Origin of the sequence: Xanthomonas sp. NCPPB 1325, assembly GCF_041477645.2 — a bacterium.
Taxonomy (GTDB): domain Bacteria; phylum Pseudomonadota; class Gammaproteobacteria; order Xanthomonadales; family Xanthomonadaceae; genus Xanthomonas; species Xanthomonas cannabis.
On record NZ_CM192985.1, the window covers coordinates 2,232,241 to 2,253,055 of the forward strand.

The window sequence follows — 20,815 nt, forward strand, 5'->3', positions numbered from 1 at the left end:
ATTTCTGGTTAACACTTTATTCTAGTTGTTTCTTTTACTGGATGCTTGCTGCACTAAGGATGACTCTGGGCATGCGCCTTGATGCATGTTCCGGAAAGCCATGCCAATTTCCAGCTGGTTTTTTAAATTACATTACTAATACAATTTTCATTATCTCTGCACTAGCACTGCTATGCCTCGTCACCATTATTTTCTTTGTGCGATGGCGGAAAACAAAAGTCCTGTCGAGAGTTGAGCGAAACTTGTGCATAGGATCTTGGTTATTCTTCTTATACTGTTTTTTTTCAATTCCAGCATTTTAGATAAAGTTTTAATATAAATAATTTGTATAAAACTTGTCGCGGATTCGTATGGGTGCCTTGAGGCGCTTGAAGCTGCGTTGAGCCTTGGAAGTAGGTCATTTTCGGGGGGGACTCAACCTTCAAGTGCAACACCCCACAGTGCTAAGTCAATGAAAGTCAGCCACGCTCACAACCAGTTCGCCATTGCGCATGCGGACATTCAGTTTGATGCCGATGGCAAAGCCCAGTTGTTCCAGCCAGCGACCGCGCAGGCGCAGTGTAGGAACGCGTTGATCGCTGGCGGGGTAGTAGCCGTACCCGACGGTCAGCTGCCGCGGCGGGCGCGGACGACGCTCTGCGCGATGTTGTTTGACGAGGTCTGCGGCATTGGCGGCTTCAATCTCTTCGGGTGTGAGCATCGGGATAAGCGGTGACTCTTTGATACGCCAGACCGCGTCGCGGGGTAGTTGACGCTTTACGCGCTTGCGTGTGGGAGTGCGCGATGGCGGTTGACGCATAGCAGAGTCCTCCGTGGCGAGCAGGCGCCGTCGTCGATCAGCGACGGGATGTCGGGAGGTTAGAAACCGCTCATAGCCGGCGGGCGTATTTCCCCGAAGGGTGTTTTATTAGCCGCCCTCCCGACGCAGGCATCGCGTCGGTTGCACCTGCGAAGTGCAGGCACAAAAAACCCATCAGTTTGACGGAGATGGGTACCGCTATGAGAGGAGTTTCTACGCTCCTTGGAGCAAGAGAGTGCTACCGCGCACGAGCCATGTCAATGGCTTCTTAACGTCGAGCTCAACGCCACCAACGCCATGAGCAGCCAGGGCGTCATCGCCGGTGCCGATGTCAGCACCGCCGGTAACCTGCTCAACCAGGGCCGTATCAGCGGCACCGGCACCGTGGCATTGGAAGCGCGCAACGACCTGCTCAACCAGGGCCAGATCCAGGGCCGCGATGGTGGGCTGGCGGCCGGTAACAATCTGGTCAGCGAGGCGGCCAAGGCCATCAATTGCGTCGACATCCTGTCAGGCATCAGTGCCAGCAACTCATTGCAACTGTTTGCCGGCAACGATATGACCCTGACCGGCACCCGCATGCAGGCGGGCGGCGGTGCGGCGCTGATCGCGGGCAACAATCTCAGCCTCACGCCCAGCGCTTTGCGCAACGACAATGGCCTGCTGCGCGGCGGCGATGCCATGTCTGTCGTCACCGGCAAGGATTTGATCGTCTCGGCCGGCAACGACCTGCAACTGCATGGTGTCAGCATCAATGCGGGCGGTAGCGCGGCCTTGCAGGCAGGCAACAATCTCTCAAGAACGGGGGTAAGGTGTAATTAGTAGGTCAATCTGACCCTGAAGTTTGCAGGTCGTTTCAATGGCGGCGCGGACAGCACCCGTGTTGCAACCGGCACTGCCGGTGATGTAGGCGCTCAGGACGGAGCTAATGCGCAGGACGCCACACTCGCCACGTCCGCGGCGTCAAGATGTCGGTCGCACCGATGATGTCCAACGATAGTGGGTAGGTGCGCAGCACCGTCGATCAGGCACATGTGCAGCCCACCGCAGCTAGCGATCTCCCCCAAGGTTGAATAGCGCATCAGTTCCGTAAAACGGGTCGGCTGTAATTAATAAGTCAAGCTGACCCTGTGTTCGTTTGAGAATTAGTGGGGGCTCAGATTAAAAAATCAAGTCAATAAGTGGTTGACGGGAGATTGATGTGAGGTATTACTTGCTAAGTCAGGACTTATCGAATGATAGGAAGTGCGTGCTTGGTGAAATTAGCCACGTAGATAATTGATTATTTAGAAATCCGACAGTTAATTTAATGGAGCTGGAAGCGATTCATCAAGCGTTAGATCTCATGGGAATGAAGTGGACTTTTCTTTGGCAGGCTACGCAAGTGTTCCTGTTGTAGGTGATAAAGTTGTCATGTCTTTGACTGGGCCGCCAGAAGTTGATGAGCTATACAGTAATGTTTTTGCTCCTGTTGAAATTGAAAACAGGAGTTTAGGAGGAGGCAATTATTTTATAATGATAGCGGGGGGGCGCAAATTGATTGCGTAGACGAGGGAAGGTCTGATTTTTCAATTTATACCGAAGATGATCCGGTGCGTCCGGACTTGGCTGGAAATTATCGAAGTTTTTAACCTTGTTATATTGCCGGAAAAGATTAATGGGAGACATACATTTAGGTTAAAGCGGCGCCTGGGGGTGTTGATTGTTAGCGAGGATGTGATGTGAAGATGAGATTTGAATGTGCTGGTATGACAGGGGTTTTTTTTAGGTTATTAAATGGCTCCGACAAAGTGGTTGCTTAGTGAACATCTGAACAAAGCAGCCTGATCTGCAGCAATCGATCAACGAGCCCGGTGGACGATTTGGAGCGGCTAACAAATCCTTGAATTCTGCCGAGCCGGCGGCATCATTTTCGGCATGACACATCGCAACGAGATCCCAATTGCGCTGTGGAAGCGCTTCGAGTCACTGATTCCGCAAATCAAGCCTTTCCCAAAAAGGGATATAAGTTCCCCGCAAGCTCGCGTGCTTGTGTAGTCATCGCTTGCACAGATGCTGTGGCAACCTGGCGAACGTTGATAACTCGCCACCACTCTCATGACGCACCGTCTTTCAAAAAAATCGCAATGGTTCGGCCTTATCGGCTGGCTGGCGCTGTGCTATGCAATCGCCGGGTTGGGCGCGGCGGCATCGATCCAGGCGGCCAGCTTTTACGCGGAGCTACAGCGCCCAGTCTGGGCACCGCCGGGCTGGCTATTCGGGCCGGTGTGGACGGTGTTGTACGGGATGATGGCGATATCGGTGTGGTTGGTGTGGCGGCGCGGCGGCTGGACTGAGGCGCGGGTGGCATTGGCTCTGTTCGTGATGCAACTGGCGCTCAATGGTTTATGGAGCTGGCTGTTCTTTGCGTGGCACATGGGAGCCTTGGCATTTGCCGACATCGTGGCGTTGTGGCTGTTGCTGGTGGCCACGATCGCGGCGTTCGCGAAGAGGCAGGCGCTGGCGGCGTGGTTGCTGGTGCCGTATCTGGCATGGGTGAGCTTTGCGGCGGCGCTTAATTTCTCGGTCTGGCAACTCAATCCTCAGGTGCTGGGCTGATCCTGTGAGGTGACACAGGCAGTTGGCTGGATCTGCCTTGTTTGCTGGCTCGGAACGCAGGACGACGCTCATCTTAGTGGTGCGATGAGGATTCGTTGTGGGGAGCAGTATGTCGGCAGCGCCGAAGGGACCGGGTGTTCAGGGGAAATGACGGCCTCCGAGCCGCCTCGGATGTCCGCGCTGACCAGACAGGTTCACACGCGTGGATAGGCGCTAACCGAGTGTGGGCGCTAACGATGTGAATTAAACTTTTCCTGCCGCGCGGCGCTGCCAGGTGTTCCAAGGCTGCGCACGGCGGCCCGTCGAGGTTGCCGTAAAAGTTTCCATGGCAATCAATTACTTGCGAGCGCGGCGGCTAAATCCCTGAGCGGCAAGGTTTTCTGTTGCCGGTGTCGTGCGCGTGTGCCTGCCCATTCACGCAACGCTTGACAGGCCTCGGCCCGCTGATGTCTTTTGCAGTCATGGGTAACGCCTCCGCCACTGTTTCGCTTCTCTGCCAGCCGCTGTTGTGGGCAGGGACTGGCGTGGCCGGTATTACCACCACCATTACCACCGTCACCATTTGCCCGGTGCGGTCCGTCGTCTTCGCGTAACTTCCGAAAACAACGGCCCCGCACCCGGATCAGGATGCGGGGGCCTCCCTCTCATCTGAAGCGGACGGGGCCTCTCTAACGAGGTCTGTCGATGTCATCGCTTGCTGTTTCGCTCGACCCTGCCGCCGCGCCCGCGCCATCCCACCGAACCGTGGTGCACAAGTTCGGCGGCACCTCCGTGGCCGATGCCGAGCGGTATCGGCATGTGGCGCAGTTGTTGCTCGCCCGCGACGAGACGGTGCAGGTCACCGTGGTGTCGGCGATGAAGGGCGTGACCGATGCCTTGATCGAGCTGGCCGAGCTGGCCGCAAAAGATCGCCCCGAATGGCGCGAGCGCTGGCACGAAACCCGTGCGCGCCATCGTGGTGCGGCGGTGGCCTTGCTCGGCGAGCATTCCGGGCCGACGGTGGAATGGCTGGACGAGCGCTTCGAGCATCTGTCGCAGATCCTGGGTGCGCTTGCGGTGATCGGCGAGTTGCCACGCGAGGTGCTGGACCGCGTGCAAGGCCTGGGCGAGGTGTATTCGGCGCAATTGCTGGGCGACCACTTCCGCGCCATCGGCGAAGACTGCGCGGTGCTGGACGCGCGCGACGTGCTGGTGGTCAATCGCGGCGAACTGGGCGTGGATGTCGAGTGGGACGTCAGTACGCAGCGCCTTGCCACGTGGCGGCAGGCGCATCCGCAAACGCGGGTGGTGGTGACCGGGTTTGTGGCGCGCGATCGTGCCGACCGTATCACCACGCTGGGGCGTAACGGCAGCGATTACTCGGGTGCAATCTTTGCGGCGCTGTTCAATGCCGATGAGCTGCATATCTGGACCGACGTAGATGGCGTGCTCTCGGCTGATCCACGCGTGGTGCCTGAAGCCGTACAACTGGAAACCCTGAGCTACGACGAAGCCTGCGAGCTGGCGTATTTCGGTGCGAAGGTTGTGCACCCGCAGACGATGTCGCCGGCCATCGAGCGCGGCTTGCCGATCATCATCCGCAACACCTTCCAGCCCGAACATCCGGGCACGCGCATCACCGCCAGCAGCGCGGTGAGCGGGCCGATCAAGGGGCTGACGCTCAGCCCCGATCTGGCGGTGCTCAATCTGGAAGGCACCGGCCTGATCGGTGTGCCGGGCACGGCCGAGCGCGTGTTTGCAGCGCTGCGCACGGCGCAGGTCTCGGTGGTGATGATCTCGCAAGGCTCCTCGGAGCATTCGATCTGTTGCGTGGTCAAGCAGCACGAGTCCGAGCGTGCACGCAACGCGTTGTTGCAGGCGTTTGCGCACGAGCTCACGGTCGGCCAGGTGCAGCGCGTGCAGCTCACCACCGGCATCAGCGTGCTGGCGGCGGTGGGCGATGGCATGGCGGGGCAGCCGGGCGTTGCGGCGCGCCTGTTCGAGTCGCTGGGGCGCGCGCAGGTCAATATCCTGGCGATTGCGCAGGGCTCATCAGAGCGCAACATCTCGGTGGCCATCGGTGCAGCGCATGCGACCAAGGCCTTGCGCGCGGCGCACGCCGGTTTCTGGTTGTCGCCACAGACCTTTTCGGTGGGCGTGATCGGGCCGGGCAATGTCGGCGCGGCGTTGCTGGATCAGCTGCGCATCGCGCAACCGCAATTGCTGGGCAAGGCCAACCTGGATCTGCGCCTGCGTGCAGTGGTGTCGCGCGGGCGCATGCTGCTGGATGAGCGCGGTCTGGTCGGCGACTGGCGCGATGCGTTTGCATCGGCCGTTACGCCGACCGACCTGGAGCGCTTCACCACGCATCTGCTGTCCGCACATTTGCCGCACACGGTGATCATCGATTGCAGCGGCAGCGCTGAAGTGGCCGATCGCTACGCGGGTTGGCTGGCGGCCGGCATCCATGTGGTGACGCCGAACAAACAGGCCGGTTCCGGCCCGCTGGCGCGCTACGAGGCGATCCGCGCAGCGGCCGATGCCAGCGGTGCGCGCTTCCGTTACGAGGCGACCGTCGGCGCCGGTTTGCCGGTGATCACCACGCTGCGCGATCTGGTCGACACCGGCGATGCGGTGACCTCGATCGAAGGCATCTTCTCCGGCACGCTGGCCTGGTTGTTCAACAAATACGACGGCAGCGTGCCGTTCGCCGAACTGGTGACGCAGGCGCGCGGCATGGGCTATACCGAACCTGATCCGCGCGATGATCTGTCCGGCGTGGATGTGGCACGCAAGCTGGTGATCCTTGCGCGCGAAGCAGGGCGTGCGATCAGCCTGGAAGACGTGCAGGTCGAAAGCCTGGTGCCGGAAGCACTGCGCCAGGCCAGTGTGGATGATTTCATCGCGCGCCTGCCCGAGGTGGATGCGGCCTTTGCGCAGCGTCTGGCCGATGCGCGTGCACGCGGCAATGTGCTGCGCTATGTGGCGCAACTGCCGCCCGACCGCGCGCCCAGCGTGGGCCTGGTCGAGCTGCCGGCCGATCACGCATTCGCCAACCTGCGTCTGACCGACAACGTGGTGCAGTTCACCACGCGCCGCTATTGCGAGAACCCGTTGGTGGTGCAGGGCCCGGGCGCCGGTCCGGAAGTGACCGCAGCCGGCGTGTTCGCCGATCTGCTGCGCGTGGCGGCGGGCGAGGGCGCGCGGCTGTGACGCAGGCAGTTGTCGGCCAGACCGGCCTGAGCCCAGCAACGGTGGCGCATGCGCACGACAGTGATCGCGCTTCTGTCGGCAAGCACGGGCTGCACGAAGCGCGCGCCTTCGCGCCGGCATCGGTTGCGAACGTGGCGGTGGGATTCGACCTGCTCGGTTACCCGATCGATGGCGTCGGCGACACCGTCACCGTGCGCCGCATCGAAGAACCCACAGTACGCATCGCGGCGATTCGCGGCACGACCGTGGCACTACCACTGGATGCCGAACGCAATACCGCAGGCGCTGCGTTGATGTCGCTGCGCGCCGCCTTACAGCTGCCTTACGGGTTTGAAATCGAGATCGACAAGGGCATTGCGCTGAGCTCGGGCATGGGCGGCTCTGCTGCCTCGTGCGTGGCGGCGTTGGTGGCGGCAAACGCGCTGCTGGCCTCGCCGCTGGACCACCACCAGCTCTACCAATACGCGCTCGATGGCGAAGCAGTGGCCAGCGGTAGCCGCCACGGCGACAACCTGGGGCCGCTGTTTTTGGGCGGACTGGTGCTGTGCACGCTGGAACGTCTGGTGCCGATCGCGGTACCGGCAGCCTGGCATAGCTTGCTGGTGCATCCGGATGCAGCGCTGGAAACGCGGCGCGCGCGAGAGGCCCTGGCCGGGGCGTATCAGCTGCGCGAGTTTGTCGCGCAGAGCACCAACCTGGCCCTGGTGCTGGCCGGTTGCCATGCCGGCGACGCGAGTCTGGTACGCGCCGGCCTGCGCGATGTGCTGATCGAGCCGCGTCGTGCACCCTTGATTGCCGGCTTCGCGCAGGCCAAGCAGGCGGCGCTGGAGTACGACGCGTTGGGCGCCAGCATTTCCGGCGCCGGGCCAAGCGTGTTTGCCTGGTTCGAATCGCGTGCCGCTGCAGACGCGGCAGCACCGGCAGTGCAGGCCGGGTTTGCTGCCGCCGGTTTCGATAGCCAGGCGTGGGTGTCGCCCATCGCCAGTCCTGCGGCGCGGTTGCTCGGATGAATCAGCACGCCCGCAATGACAACATGCCGCAGGTACCGCGCAACAGGTCTGACCTGCTGCTCGTGATCTGCGACTTAGTCGACCACCACTTCGCTGATCTGCGTCACCGGCGTGAGGTCGGTGTAGTTGGCGATATCGCCGAGGATCTCGGCCGCGTGCGGGCCAAAGCTGGCGTTGAAGGTCTCCACCGAGTCGCAATAGATGTGGCACATGCCGATGAAGGCCGGGGGGCTGCCGGCTTCGCCACCGCTGATGCCTTTGTCCACGGTGTATTTCAGACAGGCCGCGCCCATGCGCGCGCTCACCAGCGGCATGTGCTGGTCGCGGTAGTAGGCGTGGTCGAAGCGCGCGCCTTCGCGGTAGGGGTACATCACGCTGACCTTGATCATCTGCCGGCTCCACGGAAAGGTGCGCGCAGCATAGCGCCGCGCCCGTGGGGGCGGATGACGCGCAGGACACGCACCCGCACTGCGCCGCTCCCGCGTCTTTCCTCATCTCTGTTGTCGCCGGGCAGCGCCCGGTCTCCCTTTTGCCTGGAGTCACGCTGATGTTCATTTCCACCCGTGGCGGCGCGCCTGCCGCAAGCCTGAGCCAGGCCATCGCTGCCGGGCTGGCGCCCGATGGCGGCCTGTATGTGCCGCAGTCGCTGCCGCCGGCGCGCACGCTGACGGCGGGCGTCGACTTGGCGACCACTGCCAGCACGCTGCTGCAGCCATTTTTCGAAGGCGATGCGCTGGCGGCGGAACTGCCGGCCATCTGCGCCGAGGCGTTCGATTTCCCTGCGCCGTTGGTGCCGTTGGCCACGCCCGGCGATTACGCGCTGGAGCTGTTCCACGGGCCGACCGCCGCGTTCAAGGATTTCGGGGCACGCTTTCTGGCCGCCTGCCTGACCCGCCTGCGCCGGCACGAAGATCGTCCGCTCACCATCCTGGTGGCCACCTCCGGCGACACCGGCGCGGCAGTAGCGGCGGCCTTTCATCGGCAGCCGGGCCTGCGCGTGGTGGTGCTGTACCCGGATGGCCGGGTGTCGCCGCGGCAGGCGCATCAGCTGGGCTGCTTTGGCGACAACATCCAGGCCCTGCGCGTGGCCGGCTCGTTCGACGACTGCCAGGCGATGGTCAAGCAGGCCTTGAACGATGCGTCGCTGCAGGCGCAGGTGCCGCTGAGTTCGGCCAACAGCATCAGCCTGGGCCGGCTGCTGCCGCAGATGAGCTACTACGCGCATGCGGCCCTGCAGCACCATGCGGCCTCTGGTGGCGCGCTGAATCTGGTGGTGCCCACCGGCAACCTGGGTAACGGGCTGGCCGCGATCCTGGCGCGTGCGCTTGGGGTACCGTTGGGCACGATCGCGCTGGCGTCCAACGCCAACCACGTGCTGCCGGACTACTTCGCCGGCGACGACTACGCTCCGCAGCCCAGCGTGGCGACCCTGGCCAATGCCATGGACGTAGGAGCGCCCAGCAACTTCGAGCGCCTGCGCTGGCTGTATCGCGGCGACGACGCCGCGCTACGCGAGGCGTTCCGTGCCCTGTCGGTGGACGATGCGGCCATCCGCCACACCATCCAGCAACGCTACGCGCGCTATGGCGAGGTGCATTGCCCGCATACCGCCACTGCGGTGCATGTGCTGGAGCAATTGCGCGCGGAGGGAGCCGAGGGCGTGACGGGCGACTGGGCCGTGGCTGCCACGGCGCATCCGGCCAAGTTCGAGGCCGTGGTGGAGCCGCTGATCGGCCGTGGGGTCGAGGTTCCGCCGGCGCTGGCGGCGCTGCTGCAACGCCCGGCGCATGCCGAGGCGCTGCCGCCGGACTACGCGGCGTTCCGGCAGCGTCTGCTTGCGGACGTGGCCTGAGCCAAACGCGTTCAGCCGGTCGGGGTTGGAAAGTGCCGCGCTTGGGGCTATTTGTAGCGGGTGCGGCCCCGGCGTGGTGCCGCGTCTGATGTGGGTTGCTGCATGTCTTATCGAGTGATTGCCGTTGTCGCCGCGCTGTGCGGGTGGGCAACGGCGGGGACGGCCATGGCGGCCGATGCCATGTCTGGCTCTGCGGTGCCGCCGTTGGGTGCACTGCGTGCCGGCCTGATCGATGCCCTAGCGCGTCAGGCGCCATCGCTGGACCGCCAGGTGCTGGCGCTGGCCACCGAGGCCTTGCAGTGCGCGCGGCAGCGCCAGCAGGTGGGCGCCGAGCGGGTGCTCAGCGTCATCGATTACAGCCGGCCCTCGACCGAACGCCGCCTATGGGTGTTCGATCTGGACAAGCAACGCTTGTTGTTCCAGGAGTGGGTGGCGCACGGGCGCAACACGGGCGAGAACCTGGCGGCGAAGTTTTCCAATGCCGACGGCAGTTTCCAGTCCAGCCTGGGCGCATTCACCGCGCAGGAGTCGTATACCGGCCACAACGGCTACTCGCTGCGGCTCAAGGGCCTGGAACCGGGCTTCAACGACCATGCGCGCGACCGCGCCATCGTCATCCACGGCGCGCCCTACGTCAGCGAAGCCATCATCCGCAGCCAGGGCCGGCTCGGCCGGAGCCTGGGCTGCCCGGCCGTGCGGCCGGCGGTGGCCAGGCAACTGATCGATACCTTGCGCGAGGGTGCCTTCGTGTTTGCCTACTACCCGGACCGCGCCTGGTTGCGTCAATCGCAACTGCTCAGCAGCGGCTGCGGCGGGTCGGTGGCGGTGGCGGGGACGGTGGCCGGGCGCTGACTGATGGCGTGCGGGGTGACAGCGGCAGGCGGCTTGCGATCAGGGTGAGACGCAGCAGTTCTGTCCGTCAGCGCTCACACCGTATCGCCGGCCAGGCTGCGCAACGCGGCGTAATCCAGGATCTGCACCAGGTGCAGCTGCGGTAGCGCGATCAGCTGCTGCTGCCGCAGCTTGGTGAAGGTGCGGCTCACCGTTTCCATGGTCAGCCCGAGATGGTCGGCGATGTCGCCGCGGCTCATCGGCAGCGCCACGGTGTCGCCGCTGGCGCCGGGCTGGGTGGAGCGTGCGGCCAGGCGGAGCAGAAAGTGCGCCAGCCGCTCACTGGGCTGCAGGCGTGCCAGCAGCAGGCCGGTGTCCTGTGCGGCGGCCAGTTCCATGCTGGCGCGTTGCAGCAGCTTGCGCTCCAGCTGCGGGTAGCGATCGCGCAACTGCCGCATCTGCGCCAGCGGCGTGCGGCACACGCGGGTCTCGACGATGGCCTCGATGTCGTGGCGGTGCTGCGGGGTCTCGGTCAGCCCCACGTAGTCGCCGGGCAGCACGAAGCCGGTGATCTGGCGGCGCCCGTCGGCCAGGGTGCGCACCATGCGCAGGGCGCCGGAGGTGACGGTGTAGACGTAGTGGCGCGCCTCGCCGGCACGCACCAGGGTGCTGCCCGGGGAATAGCCCGAGGCGCTGGTGACTTGCTCGAGTGCGTCCATTTCCTGCGCCGACAAGGCCGCGCAGACCGCGCGGCCGCGCACCGCACACAGCGTGCAATCGGAATGACGTGCGTCGCTGCCGGCCGCCGCGCTTGGGGTCGGGCAGGTCACGCTGGGGTCTGAAAGCTGCCGGTACATGGGTCACGCACTGCCTGGGACGCGTGTGAATGATACGCCATGCGGTCAGTGCGGCCGCCCAACCGGTAGAATTGCCGGCTCGCCCCCCAGTCGTCATGCAGGAGTTTCGCTCGTGATCAAGCCCCGTACGCCGCCCGGCATCATGGAATTGCTGCCACGCGAGCAGATCGCGTTCCAGCGCATGCTGGACGTCATCCGCCGCAATTACGAGCGGTTCGGGTTCCTGCCGGTCGAAACGCCGGTGTTCGAGCTGTCCGATGTGTTGCTGACCAAATCCGGCGGAGAAACCGAGCGCCAGGTGTACTTCGTGCAGTCCACCGGTGCGCTGGCCAATGCCGCCGCTGCGGCCGACGAAGGCGGCGAGGGCGGGCTGCCTGAGCTGGCGCTGCGTTTCGACCTGACCGTGCCGCTAGCGCGGTACGTGGCCGAGCACGAGCACGACTTGAGCTTCCCGTTCCGCCGCTACCAGATGCAGCGCGTGTATCGCGGCGAGCGTGCGCAGCGCGGGCGTTTCCGCGAGTTCTACCAGTGCGACATCGACGTCATCGGCAAGGACGCGCTGAGCATCCGCTACGACGCCGAGGTGCTGGCGGTGATCCACGCGGTGTTCGCCGAGCTGGGCATCGGCGACTTCAAGGTGCAGTTGAACAACCGCAAGCTGCTGCGTGGTTTCTTCGAAAGCCTGGGCGTGGCCGAGGGCGAGCTGCAGCTGGCGGTGCTGCGCGAGGTCGACAAGATCGACAAGCGGGGCGCCGATTACGTGCGCGACACGCTGACGGGCAAGGGCTTCGGCATTGCCGCCGAGCAGGTTGCCAAGATTCTCGCCTTCGTGGCGGTGCGCTCGAACGGGCACGCCGATGCGCTGGCGCAGCTGCAGGCGCTGGAAGCCTCGGTCGGTGCCAGTGCCACGCTGGGCGAGGGCATTGTCGAATTGCGCGAAGTGCTCGAGCTGGTCAAGGCGCTGGGCGTGCCGGAGAGCGCGTACTGCCTGAATTTCTCCATCGCGCGCGGGCTCGACTACTACACCGGCACCGTCTACGAAACCACGCTCACCGACCACCCGCAGATCGGCTCGATCTGCTCGGGCGGCCGTTACGACAGCCTGGCCAGCCATTACACCAAGTCCAGATTGCCGGGCGTGGGCATCTCGATCGGCCTGACCCGCCTGTTCTGGCAGCTGCGCGAGGCCGGCCTGATCCAGGGCATCGCCGAAAGCAGCGTGCAGGCCATGGTGGCGCTGATGGACGAAACCCGCCTGGACGACGCGCTGGATATCGCGCGCCGGCTGCGTATCGGTGGCATCAACACCGAAGTGCAGATGGAGCCGAAGAAGGTCGGCAAGCAGTTCCAGTACGCCGCGCGTGCCGGCATCCGCTTCGTGGTGCTGGCCGGCGACGACGAGCTGGCGCGCGGCGTGGTGGCGGTGAAGGACCTGGTGCGCGAGCAGCAGTTCGACGTTGCCCGCGACGAGCTGGCGAGCACCTTGCAGGTGGAGCTGGAGCAGGCCAAGGTGATGCCGTAAGGCAGGTGGTCGTCGCTGGTTTTTCGATGGCCGGCGCACGCAATTCAGCATGTGAACTGAGGGCGGTGCTGCACAGGTCTCGCCCCCATCCGCCCTACGGGCACCTTCCCCCGCAGGCGGGAGAAGGGCAGCGGGTCTCCGCCGCGGTCTAGACGGCTTGCGTTGCTCCCTTCTCCGGTGGACATAAGAGGGCAGCGGGTGTCCTCCGCCGCATCCGAGGCGCCTTGCCTTGCTCCCTTCTTCCATTGACGGGAGAAGGTCAGCGGGTGTCCTCCGCCGCGCCCGAGGCGCCATGGATTGCTCCCTTCTCCCGTTGACGGGAGAAGGTGGCGCGCAGCGCCGGATGAGGGGCGTTGGGGCTTTCCTGCAACTTAGCTGAGAGGCCGGGGCACAGCGCCTCACCCAGGCAGCAACGAGGGCGCCTTCCTCGCAGGTGGGCAAGGGCAGCTTGTTCGGCCCTCCTTGCAGCAACGCGAGGGCAGACAAGCGCAACGCTGCATGACGGGACACCAACCGAACTGTCCTACTGTCACCGCCGCAGCAGGTGACAAGCGCCACCGTTTGCGTTAATGTACTAACACGCTATTACATTAACGCGATGAAACAACGACCAGCCCCCCGCGAAAGTACCGACGTCGCCGCCTCCCTCAAGATGCTGGCCGACGCACTGGCCTGCCTGACCGAGCCCGGCGCGGTCGAAGCCTTCCTGCGCGATCTGTGCACACCCGCCGAACTGGAAGCCATGGGCGACCGCTGGCGGGTGGTGCCCTTGCTGGTCAAGGGCGTGCCGTATCGCGAGATCCACGAGCTGACCCAGGTCAGCGTGACCACCATCGGGCGCGTTGCGCGCACGCTGGAACATGGCGCCGGCGGCTACGCCGAGGCCCTGCGCGAGCAATCGTCGCGCCCTGTCGAATCCCACTGAGAGAACAACATGAGTGCTTCCACGGCAGCACCGGCACGTGACCGGTTGCGTATCGCCATCCAGAAGAGCGGCCGTCTGGCCGAGCCGGCGCGCAGCCTGCTGGCCGCCTGCGGGCTGAGCTGGCGGCAGAGCCGCGACAAGTTGTTCTGCTACGGCGAATCGCTGCCGGTGGACTTGCTGCTGGTGCGCGACGACGACATCCCCGGCCTGATCGCCGATGGCGTCTGCGACCTGGGGATCGTCGGCCAGAACGAGCTGGACGAGCAGGCCTCGGCGCGTCGTCGCGCTGGGTTGCCGGCCGCCTACCACGCGGTGCGCGGCGTCGGTTTCGGCCAGTGCCGGTTGATGCTGGCCGTGCCGGAAGACTGGGAGTGGCAGGGCGTGGCGCAACTGGCGGGCAAGCGCATCGCCACCAGCTATCCGGCGATCCTGGCCGACTGGCTGGAGCGGCAGGGCATCGATGCGGCGGTGGTGGAGTTGTCCGGCTCGGTGGAAATCGCGCCGCGGCTGGGTACCGCCGATCTGATCTGCGATCTGGTCTCCAGTGGCGCCACCCTGGCGGCCAACCAGCTCAAGCCGGTGGAGCTGGTGATGGAAAGCGAGGCGGTACTGGCTGGCGCCGTGCGCGAGCCGGCGGACGCACGCGCAGCGCTGCTGGCGATGCTGCTGCGGCGCATGGACGGCGTGCTCAAGTTGCGCGATAGCAAGTTGCTGATGTTCCGCGCCGAGCAGACCCATGTGGATGCGCTGCGCCGGCTACTGCCCGACGCCGACCCGCTGGTGCAGTTGCCCGACGACGGCAACGGCGCATTGCGGCTGCAGACCATGTGCCACGGCGCGGTGACCTGGCAACGGTTGGAAGAGCTCGAACGCGCAGGTGCGCAAGGCTTGATGGTGTTGACGGTGGAGCGCTCGCTGGCATGAACATTCTCGATTGGTCCCAACTCGACAGCGCCGCGCGCACCGACGCATTGACGCGCCCCGTGCAGACCGTGGCCACACAGACGCGCGACGCGGTGGCTGCACTGATTGCCGATGTGCGCGCACGTGGCGATGCCGCATTGCGTGAGATCACCGCACGCTTCGATGGCGTGTCGCTGCAGAGTTTTATCGTCAGCGAGGCCGAATTCGCCGCTGCCGAGGCCGCGGTTGCCCCCGAACTGCGCCAGGCCATGCAGGACGCGGTGGCGCGGATCGACACCTTCCACCGCGCCGGCATGAGCGCCGGCTACGCCGTGGAAACTGCGCCTGGCGTGGTCTGCGAAAAGATCGTGCGCCCGATCGGGCGGGTCGGGTTGTATGTGCCGGCAGGCAGCGCACCGTTGCCGTCGACGGCGCTGATGCTGGGCGTTCCCGCACGGCTGGCCGGTTGCCGCGAGGTCGTGCTGTGCACGCCGCCGCGCAAGGACGGCAGCGTGGACCCGGCGGTGCTGGTGGCCGCGCAGCTCACCGGCGTGCGCCGCGTGTTCAAGCTGGGCGGTGCGCAGGCGATCGCGGCGATGGCGCATGGCACCGAGTCGGTGCCGAGCTGCGACAAACTGTTCGGCCCGGGCAACAGCTTTGTCACCGAAGCCAAGCAGCAGGTGGCCCAATCCGGCGCAGCCGCGATCGACATGCCGGCTGGTCCCTCCGAGGTGCTGGTGATTGCCGATGCCGGCGCGCAGGCGTCGTTCGTTGCGGCCGACCTGCTGTCGCAGGCCGAGCACGGCCCGGACTCGCAGGTGTTGCTGCTGTCTGACAGCGACGCCTTGATCGATGCGGTGCAGGTGCAGCTGGACGCGCAACTGGCCCAGCTCTCGCGTGCCGACATCGCACGCCAGGCCTTGGCGCAGTCGCGGCTGATCAAGGTGCAGACGCTGGACGACGCCTTTGCGATCAGCAACCGCTATGCACCCGAGCATCTGATCCTTGCGCTACGCGAACCGCGCGCATGGCTGGCGCAGGTCGAAGCGGCCGGCTCGGTCTTTCTCGGCGATTACACGCCGGAAGCGCTCGGCGACTATTGCAGCGGCACCAACCATGTCCTGCCGACCAGCGGCGCGGCGCGCGCGTACAGCGGTGTCAGCGTTGCCAGCTTCCAGAACATGGTGAGCGTGCAGGCCGCGAGCAAGGCCGGTATCGACGGCATCGGTGAGTGCGCATTGATTCTTGCGCGCGCCGAAGGCCTGGATGCCCATGCCAATGCGGTGGCCCTGCGCATGGGAGTGGCAGCATGAGCACGTCCTCGATTCTGGATCTGGTGCGCGAGGACCTGCGCGCATTTGTCGGGTATTCGTCGGCGCGCACCAGTGCGCTGCAGGGCGATGTTTGGCTCAATGCCAATGAATCGGCCTGGGAGAACCCGGCCGATCCCGGTGGCAGCACGCGACGCTATCCCGACCCGCAACCCAACGGCCTGCGTGGCGCGCTGGCCGCGCTGTACGGCTGTGCGCCCGAGCAGCTGCTGATTGGCCGTGGCAGCGACGAAGCGATCGATCTGCTGGTGCGCGGACTGTGCGTGCCGGAGCGCGATGCGGTGGTGGTGACGCCGCCGGTGTTCGGCATGTATGCCGTGTGCGCACGGCTGCAGAACGCGCCGTTGGTCGACGTGCCGCTGGTCGATGGGCCCGACGGGTTCCACGCCGATATCCCGGCAATCATCGAGGCAGCGTTGGCCGCGCGTGCCAAGTTGGTGTTCCTGTGTTCGCCTTCGAACCCGGCCGGTTCGGCGATCAGCCTCGAAGAGATCGAAACCGCCTTGCAGGCATTGCAAGGCAAGGCGCTGGTGGTGGTCGACGAAGCCTACGGCGAGTTTTCCGATGTGCCGTCCGCAGTGAGCCTGCTTGCGCGCTACGACAATCTCGCGGTGCTGCGTACGCTCTCCAAGGCGCACGCGTTGGCGGCGGCGCGTATCGGTACGCTGATCGCCAATGCCGAGTTGATCGCCTTGCTACGCCGCTGCCAGGCGCCGTATCCGGTGCCGACGCCGTGTGCCGCGATGGCCGAGCAGGCCTTGTCTGCACCAGCGCTGGAGGTCACACGTCGACGCATCGCGGAGGTTCGTGGTGAACGCGAGCGTATGCACAAGGCGCTTGCGCAGCTCGCCGGCGTGCGCCAGGTGTACCCCTCGCAGGGCAACTTCCTGCTGGTGCGCTTCGACAATGCCCAAGCCGCATTCCAGGCGCTGCTGGAGGCGGGCGTGGTGGTGCGCGATCAACGCGCAGTGCCGCAGCTGCACGATGCATTGCGCATAACCCTGGGCACGCCGGAACAGAACGTGCGCGTGCTGACGGCCCTGCATACCGCACAGGAGGCTGCCGCATGACCCCGATTCTTTTTGTCGACCGCGACGGCACGCTGATCACCGAGCCGGCCGACTACCAGATCGACGCCTACGAAAAGTTGCGCTTCGTCGACAACGTGATTCCGGCCATGCTCAAGTTGCGCGACGCCGGCTATCAGTTCGTCATCGTCACCAATCAGGACGGCCTGGGCAGCGAAAGCTACCCGCGTGCGTCCTTCGACAGCCCGAACAACCTGATGCTGCAGATCTTCGCCAGCCAGGGCATCGAGTTCCGTGACGTGTTGATCGACTGCAGCTGGCCGGCCGACAACGCCCCCACGCGCAAGCCCGGCATCGGCCTGATGGTGCCGTATCTGCAGGACCGCACGATCGACTGGGCACGCTCGGCGATGGTCGGCGACCGCATCACCGACATCCAGTTCGCGCAGAACCTCAATATCCGCGGTTTCCAGCTGCGTACCGACGAATTCGGCGGCGAATGGGACTGGCCCGGCATCGCCCATGAGCTGGCCGATGCGCCGCGGCGCGCGGTGGTTCAGCGCAACACCAAGGAAACCAGGATCCGCGTCGAGCTGGACCTGGACCGCGTCGCCGAACCGCACACCGCCACTGGCCTGCCGTTCTTCGACCACATGCTGGAGCAGATCGGCAAGCATGGCGGTTTTGCGCTGGACATCCGCGCCGACGGCGACCTGCATATCGACGAGCACCACACCATCGAAGACACCGGCCTGGCATTGGGCCAGGCGCTGCGCGAGGCGCTGGGCAACAAGCGCGGGATCGGCCGGTATGGGTTCGATCCGGCCGAAAGCCCCTGGCTTGCAGCAGGGCCGGGCGCGCAGCATGGCTTCACGCTGCCCATGGACGAAACCATTGCCAGCGCCGCGCTCGACTTCAGTGGCCGGCCGTATTTCGTGTTCGAAGGCGACTTCAAGCGCGAGCGCGTGGGCGACATGCCCACCGAGCTGGTACCGCATTTCTTCCGCTCCATCTGCGATGCCTCGGGCTTGAATCTGCATCTGAGCGTGCGTGGCGAGAACGATCACCACAAAGTGGAAGCCTGTTTCAAGGCACTTGCACGCGCATTGCGTCAGGCGATCCGCCGGGAAGGCAACGCGCTGCCGTCCACCAAGGGTGCGCTATGACCGATGTCGCATTGATCGATGCCGGTGGTGCCAATCTGGGTTCGGTGCGTTATGCGCTGGAGCGGCTGGGCGTGGAGGCGCGGCTGGTGCGCGATGCGGCGGGCCTGCAAGGCGCCGAGCGGGTCATCCTGCCGGGCGTGGGCGCCGCGCCGGAAGCAATGAAGCGCCTGCGCGCACAAGGCTTGGTCGAGCCATTGCGGCAGCTGCAGGTGCCCTTGATCGGTATCTGCCTGGGCATGCAGTTGCTGTTCGAGCGCTCCGAAGAAGGCAATGTGGAGTGCCTTGGGCTGGTGCCGGGCATCGTGCGCCATATGACCCCGGCGCTGGGCATCCGTGTCCCGCACATGGGCTGGAACCAGCTGGTGCCAATGCGCGACTCGGCGCTGCTTGCCGGCCTGCCGGAGCGCGCCAGCGCCTATTTCGTGCATGGCTACGCCGCGCCGGTGACGGCCGATACCGTGGCCGCCTGCGATCACGGAGGCCTGTTTACCGCCGTCGTGCAGCAGGGCTTGCGGTGCGGCGCGCAGTTCCATCCCGAGCGCTCGGCCGACACCGGTGCACGCATCCTGCGTAATTTTCTTGAGATGAGTTTCCCATGAGTTTTACCGTCTATCCGGCGCTGGATATCCGCAACGGCCGCGTGGTGCGCCTGCTGCAGGGCGATTACGCACGCGAAACGCAGTACGGCGACGACGTGTTGCCGCGCGCGCAGGCGTTTGCCGATGCCGGCGCGCAGTGGATGCATCTGGTCGATCTGGATGCCGCCAAGGCCGGCGGCTACACCCTGGCAGCAACCCTGGGCGAGATCGCGCGCCAGACCGGCCTGCAGGTGCAGACCGGCGGCGGCGTCCGTTCACGTGACGATGTGGCACGCATCCTCGATGCCGGCGCGGCGCGCGTGGTCATCGGCTCGCTGGCGGTGCGCGAGAGCGACACCGTGATCGGCTGGCTGCAGGAGTTCGGCGCCGACCGGTTGACCATTGCGCTGGATACGCGCCAGGACGCGCACGGCGTGTGGCAACTGCCGGTACACGGCTGGACCGAAGCGGCCGACGCCACGCTGGATCACCTGGCGGTGCGTTACGCGCAGGCCGGCCTGCAGCACCTGCTGTGCACCGACATCGCGCGCGACGGCATGTTGTCCGGCCCCAACATGGCGCTGTACGCGCACCTGCGCGGGCTGGTACCGCAGCTGCAGGTGCAGGTGTCCGGCGGTGCACGCCATCTGGCCGACGTGGTCGCTGCCAAGGCTTCCGGGTGCGCCGGCATCGTGCTGGGCAAGGCCTTGCTTGAAGGACACCTGGATCTCAACGAGGCATTGGCATGCTGAGCCGCCGCATCATTCCATGCCTGGACGTGCGCGATGGCCGCGTGGTCAAGGGCGTCAAGTTCCGCGACCATATCGACATGGGCGACATCGTCGAGCTGGCCTTGCGCTATCGCGCACAGGGCGCCGATGAGCTGGTGTTCTACGACATCGGTGCCAGCCCGGAAGGCCGCTCGGTCGACTACACCTGGGTCGAGCGCGTGGCGCGGCTGATCGATATCCCGTTCTGCGTTGCTGGCGGCATTGGTGATGTGGAAACGGCGCGTGCGGTGCTGCACGCCGGGGCCGACAAGATTTCCATCAACTCGCCGGCACTCGGGCGCCCGCAGCTGATCTCCGAACTGGCCGACGCCTTTGGCGTGCAGTGCGTGGTGGTGGGCATCGACTCCATTCGCGAGGAAGACGGCCAATGGCGGGTGCGTCGCTATACCGGCGACCCGAGCAAGACGCAGGCCTTGCCCATGCGCACGCTGGACTGGGTTGCCGAAGCGCAGCGCCTGGGCGCCGGTGAGATCGTGCTCAACTGCATGGACAACGACGGCGTGCGCCGCGGCTACGACCTTGCCCAGCTGCGTCAGGTGCGTGCGCTGTGCCGGGTGCCGTTGATCGCCTCCGGCGGCGCCGGCGAGATGCAGCATTTCGCCGACGTCTTCGACCAGGCCGATGTAGACGGCGCGCTGGCCGCCAGCGTGTTTCATAGCGGGGCCATTCCCATCCCGGAACTCAAGCAGTTCCTGCGCGCGCAACAGATCGAGGTACGTGATGGACAGTGACTCCGTGACAACCGGCGACGCCTTGCAGGCGCTGGACTGGCGCAAGGGCGACGGGCTGTTGCCGGTCGTCGTGCAGGACGCCGACACCCTGCGTGTGCTGATGCTGGGCTACATGAATGCCGAAGCGCTGGCGGTGACGCAGCAGCGTGGCGAAGTGACCTTTTTCAGCCGCAGCAAGCAGCGGCTGTGGACCAAGGGCGAGAGCTCGGGAAATGTGCTGCGCGTGGTGGCCATCGAAGCCGATTGCGACGCCGACACCTTGCTGGTGCTGGCCCATCCGCACGGGCCGACCTGTCACTTGGGCCGTCCCAGCTGCTTCCCGAATGCGCCGGGGCAATTCCTGGGCAGCCTGGATGCGCTGATTGCCACGCGCGAGCACGAGCGCCCGCATGGCAGTTACACCACCAAGCTGTTCGAGCAGGGTATTCGCCGCATCGCGCAGAAGGTGGGCGAGGAGGGTGTGGAAACCGCATTGGCAGGCGTGGTGCAGGGCGATGCCGAACTGCTCGGCGAATCGGCCGACCTGCTGTATCACCTGATCGTGCTGCTCCGCGCGCGTGGGCTGGGCCTGAGCGACGCGGTAGCACTGCTGGAGTCGCGGCACAACTAACACAGCGCCGTAGGAGCGCACCTGGGCGCGACGGGGCTTGCTGGTAAAGCCCTGTCGCGCCCGGGTGCGCTCCTACGGTGCGTTGCAGGAC

At 65.2% G+C, this 20,815-nt stretch carries 19 protein-coding genes and 2 pseudogenes; 18 read left to right on the forward strand and 3 right to left on the reverse strand.

The window, feature by feature from the left end:
* Positions 1 to 448: 448 nt before the first annotated feature.
* Positions 449 to 799 carry a SymE family type I addiction module toxin gene (locus ACCQ10_RS09540; RefSeq protein ID WP_372362923.1) on the reverse strand — a complete coding sequence of 117 codons (351 nt, stop codon included), beginning with the start codon at positions 797 to 799 and terminating at the stop codon, positions 449 to 451.
* Positions 800 to 1,069: 270 nt separating this feature from the next.
* Here ACCQ10_RS09540 and ACCQ10_RS09545 point away from each other — a divergent pair.
* The 6 genes and pseudogenes from ACCQ10_RS09545 to ACCQ10_RS09570 form a co-directional block, all read left to right on the forward strand.
* Positions 1,070 to 1,603, forward strand: a pseudogene (locus tag ACCQ10_RS09545) (hemagglutinin repeat-containing protein); the annotation flags it as partial.
* 552 nt (positions 1,604 to 2,155) lie between these two features.
* The gene (locus ACCQ10_RS09550) at positions 2,156 to 2,347 is read left to right on the forward strand and encodes a hypothetical protein (RefSeq protein WP_372362924.1); all 192 of its coding nucleotides are present in this window, start codon (positions 2,156 to 2,158) and stop codon (positions 2,345 to 2,347) included.
* 369 nt (positions 2,348 to 2,716) lie between these two features.
* A pseudogene (locus ACCQ10_RS09555) lies at positions 2,717 to 2,797 on the forward strand (IS5/IS1182 family transposase); the annotation flags it as partial.
* Between the two features lie 99 nt (positions 2,798 to 2,896).
* Positions 2,897 to 3,397, forward strand: coding sequence for a TspO/MBR family protein (locus tag ACCQ10_RS09560; RefSeq protein WP_372362925.1), 501 nt, complete (start codon positions 2,897 to 2,899; stop codon positions 3,395 to 3,397).
* Positions 3,398 to 4,081: 684 nt separating this feature from the next.
* Positions 4,082 to 6,589 carry a bifunctional aspartate kinase/homoserine dehydrogenase I gene (thrA, locus tag ACCQ10_RS09565; RefSeq protein WP_372362926.1) on the forward strand — a complete coding sequence of 836 codons (2,508 nt, stop codon included), beginning with the start codon at positions 4,082 to 4,084 and terminating at the stop codon, positions 6,587 to 6,589.
* 41 nt (positions 6,590 to 6,630) lie between these two features.
* Complete coding sequence (locus ACCQ10_RS09570; protein ID WP_372363090.1) at positions 6,631 to 7,599, forward strand: homoserine kinase; 969 nt, start codon at positions 6,631 to 6,633, stop codon at positions 7,597 to 7,599.
* A gap of 74 nt (positions 7,600 to 7,673) precedes the next feature.
* Here the strand turns inward: ACCQ10_RS09570 and ACCQ10_RS09575 are convergent, their stop codons facing one another.
* Positions 7,674 to 7,988 carry an EthD family reductase gene (locus ACCQ10_RS09575; RefSeq protein WP_104581407.1) on the reverse strand — a complete coding sequence of 105 codons (315 nt, stop codon included), beginning with the start codon at positions 7,986 to 7,988 and terminating at the stop codon, positions 7,674 to 7,676.
* Positions 7,989 to 8,146: 158 nt separating this feature from the next.
* Here ACCQ10_RS09575 and thrC point away from each other — a divergent pair, with 158 nt between their 5' ends.
* Complete coding sequence (gene thrC, locus ACCQ10_RS09580; protein ID WP_228313886.1) at positions 8,147 to 9,451, forward strand: threonine synthase; 1,305 nt, start codon at positions 8,147 to 8,149, stop codon at positions 9,449 to 9,451.
* A 102-nt stretch (positions 9,452 to 9,553) separates the two neighbouring features.
* Positions 9,554 to 10,303: a murein L,D-transpeptidase catalytic domain family protein gene (locus tag ACCQ10_RS09585; RefSeq protein ID WP_372362927.1), complete on the forward strand. Its 750-nt coding sequence runs from the start codon at positions 9,554 to 9,556 to the stop codon at positions 10,301 to 10,303.
* A gap of 74 nt (positions 10,304 to 10,377) precedes the next feature.
* On the opposite strand, the gene ACCQ10_RS09590 is transcribed toward ACCQ10_RS09585, so the two are convergent.
* Positions 10,378 to 11,043: a Crp/Fnr family transcriptional regulator gene (locus ACCQ10_RS09590; RefSeq protein ID WP_372363091.1), complete on the reverse strand. Its 666-nt coding sequence runs from the start codon at positions 11,041 to 11,043 to the stop codon at positions 10,378 to 10,380.
* 208 nt (positions 11,044 to 11,251) lie between these two features.
* Here ACCQ10_RS09590 and hisS point away from each other — a divergent pair, with 208 nt between their 5' ends.
* From hisS to hisIE, 10 genes are all read left to right on the forward strand, one after another.
* Entirely contained in the window at positions 11,252 to 12,661 is a 1,410-nt protein-coding gene (gene hisS, locus ACCQ10_RS09595; protein WP_372362928.1) for a histidine--tRNA ligase, read from the forward strand.
* Between the two features lie 598 nt (positions 12,662 to 13,259).
* Positions 13,260 to 13,586, forward strand: a complete 327-nt coding sequence (locus ACCQ10_RS09600) for a YerC/YecD family TrpR-related protein (protein ID WP_047696305.1) — start codon at positions 13,260 to 13,262, stop codon at positions 13,584 to 13,586.
* Positions 13,587 to 13,595: 9 nt separating this feature from the next.
* Positions 13,596 to 14,510 (forward strand): ATP phosphoribosyltransferase, encoded by a 915-nt coding sequence (gene hisG / locus ACCQ10_RS09605; protein ID WP_039564177.1) that lies wholly within the window; start codon positions 13,596 to 13,598, stop codon positions 14,508 to 14,510.
* Complete coding sequence (gene hisD / locus ACCQ10_RS09610) at positions 14,507 to 15,802, forward strand: histidinol dehydrogenase (RefSeq protein WP_280297571.1); 1,296 nt, start codon at positions 14,507 to 14,509, stop codon at positions 15,800 to 15,802. Before hisG ends, hisD begins: the two co-directional genes overlap by 4 nt.
* Positions 15,799 to 16,890: a histidinol-phosphate transaminase gene (gene hisC / locus ACCQ10_RS09615; protein ID WP_372362929.1), complete on the forward strand. Its 1,092-nt coding sequence runs from the start codon at positions 15,799 to 15,801 to the stop codon at positions 16,888 to 16,890. The genes hisD and hisC overlap by 4 nt, the downstream gene beginning before the upstream one ends.
* Positions 16,887 to 18,014: a bifunctional histidinol-phosphatase/imidazoleglycerol-phosphate dehydratase HisB gene (gene hisB / locus ACCQ10_RS09620; protein WP_372362930.1), complete on the forward strand. Its 1,128-nt coding sequence runs from the start codon at positions 16,887 to 16,889 to the stop codon at positions 18,012 to 18,014. Before hisC ends, hisB begins: the two co-directional genes overlap by 4 nt.
* Positions 18,011 to 18,613: an imidazole glycerol phosphate synthase subunit HisH gene (gene hisH / locus ACCQ10_RS09625; protein WP_039564180.1), complete on the forward strand. Its 603-nt coding sequence runs from the start codon at positions 18,011 to 18,013 to the stop codon at positions 18,611 to 18,613. The genes hisB and hisH overlap by 4 nt, the downstream gene beginning before the upstream one ends.
* Positions 18,610 to 19,344 (forward strand): 1-(5-phosphoribosyl)-5-[(5-phosphoribosylamino)methylideneamino]imidazole-4-carboxamide isomerase, encoded by a 735-nt coding sequence (hisA, locus tag ACCQ10_RS09630; RefSeq protein WP_047696296.1) that lies wholly within the window; start codon positions 18,610 to 18,612, stop codon positions 19,342 to 19,344. Before hisH ends, hisA begins: the two co-directional genes overlap by 4 nt.
* Positions 19,338 to 20,114, forward strand: a complete 777-nt coding sequence (gene hisF, locus ACCQ10_RS09635; RefSeq protein ID WP_039410238.1) for an imidazole glycerol phosphate synthase subunit HisF — start codon at positions 19,338 to 19,340, stop codon at positions 20,112 to 20,114. Before hisA ends, hisF begins: the two co-directional genes overlap by 7 nt.
* Positions 20,104 to 20,724, forward strand: a complete 621-nt coding sequence (gene hisIE / locus ACCQ10_RS09640; RefSeq protein ID WP_372362931.1) for a bifunctional phosphoribosyl-AMP cyclohydrolase/phosphoribosyl-ATP diphosphatase HisIE — start codon at positions 20,104 to 20,106, stop codon at positions 20,722 to 20,724. The genes hisF and hisIE overlap by 11 nt, the downstream gene beginning before the upstream one ends.
* Positions 20,725 to 20,815 lie beyond the last annotated feature (91 nt).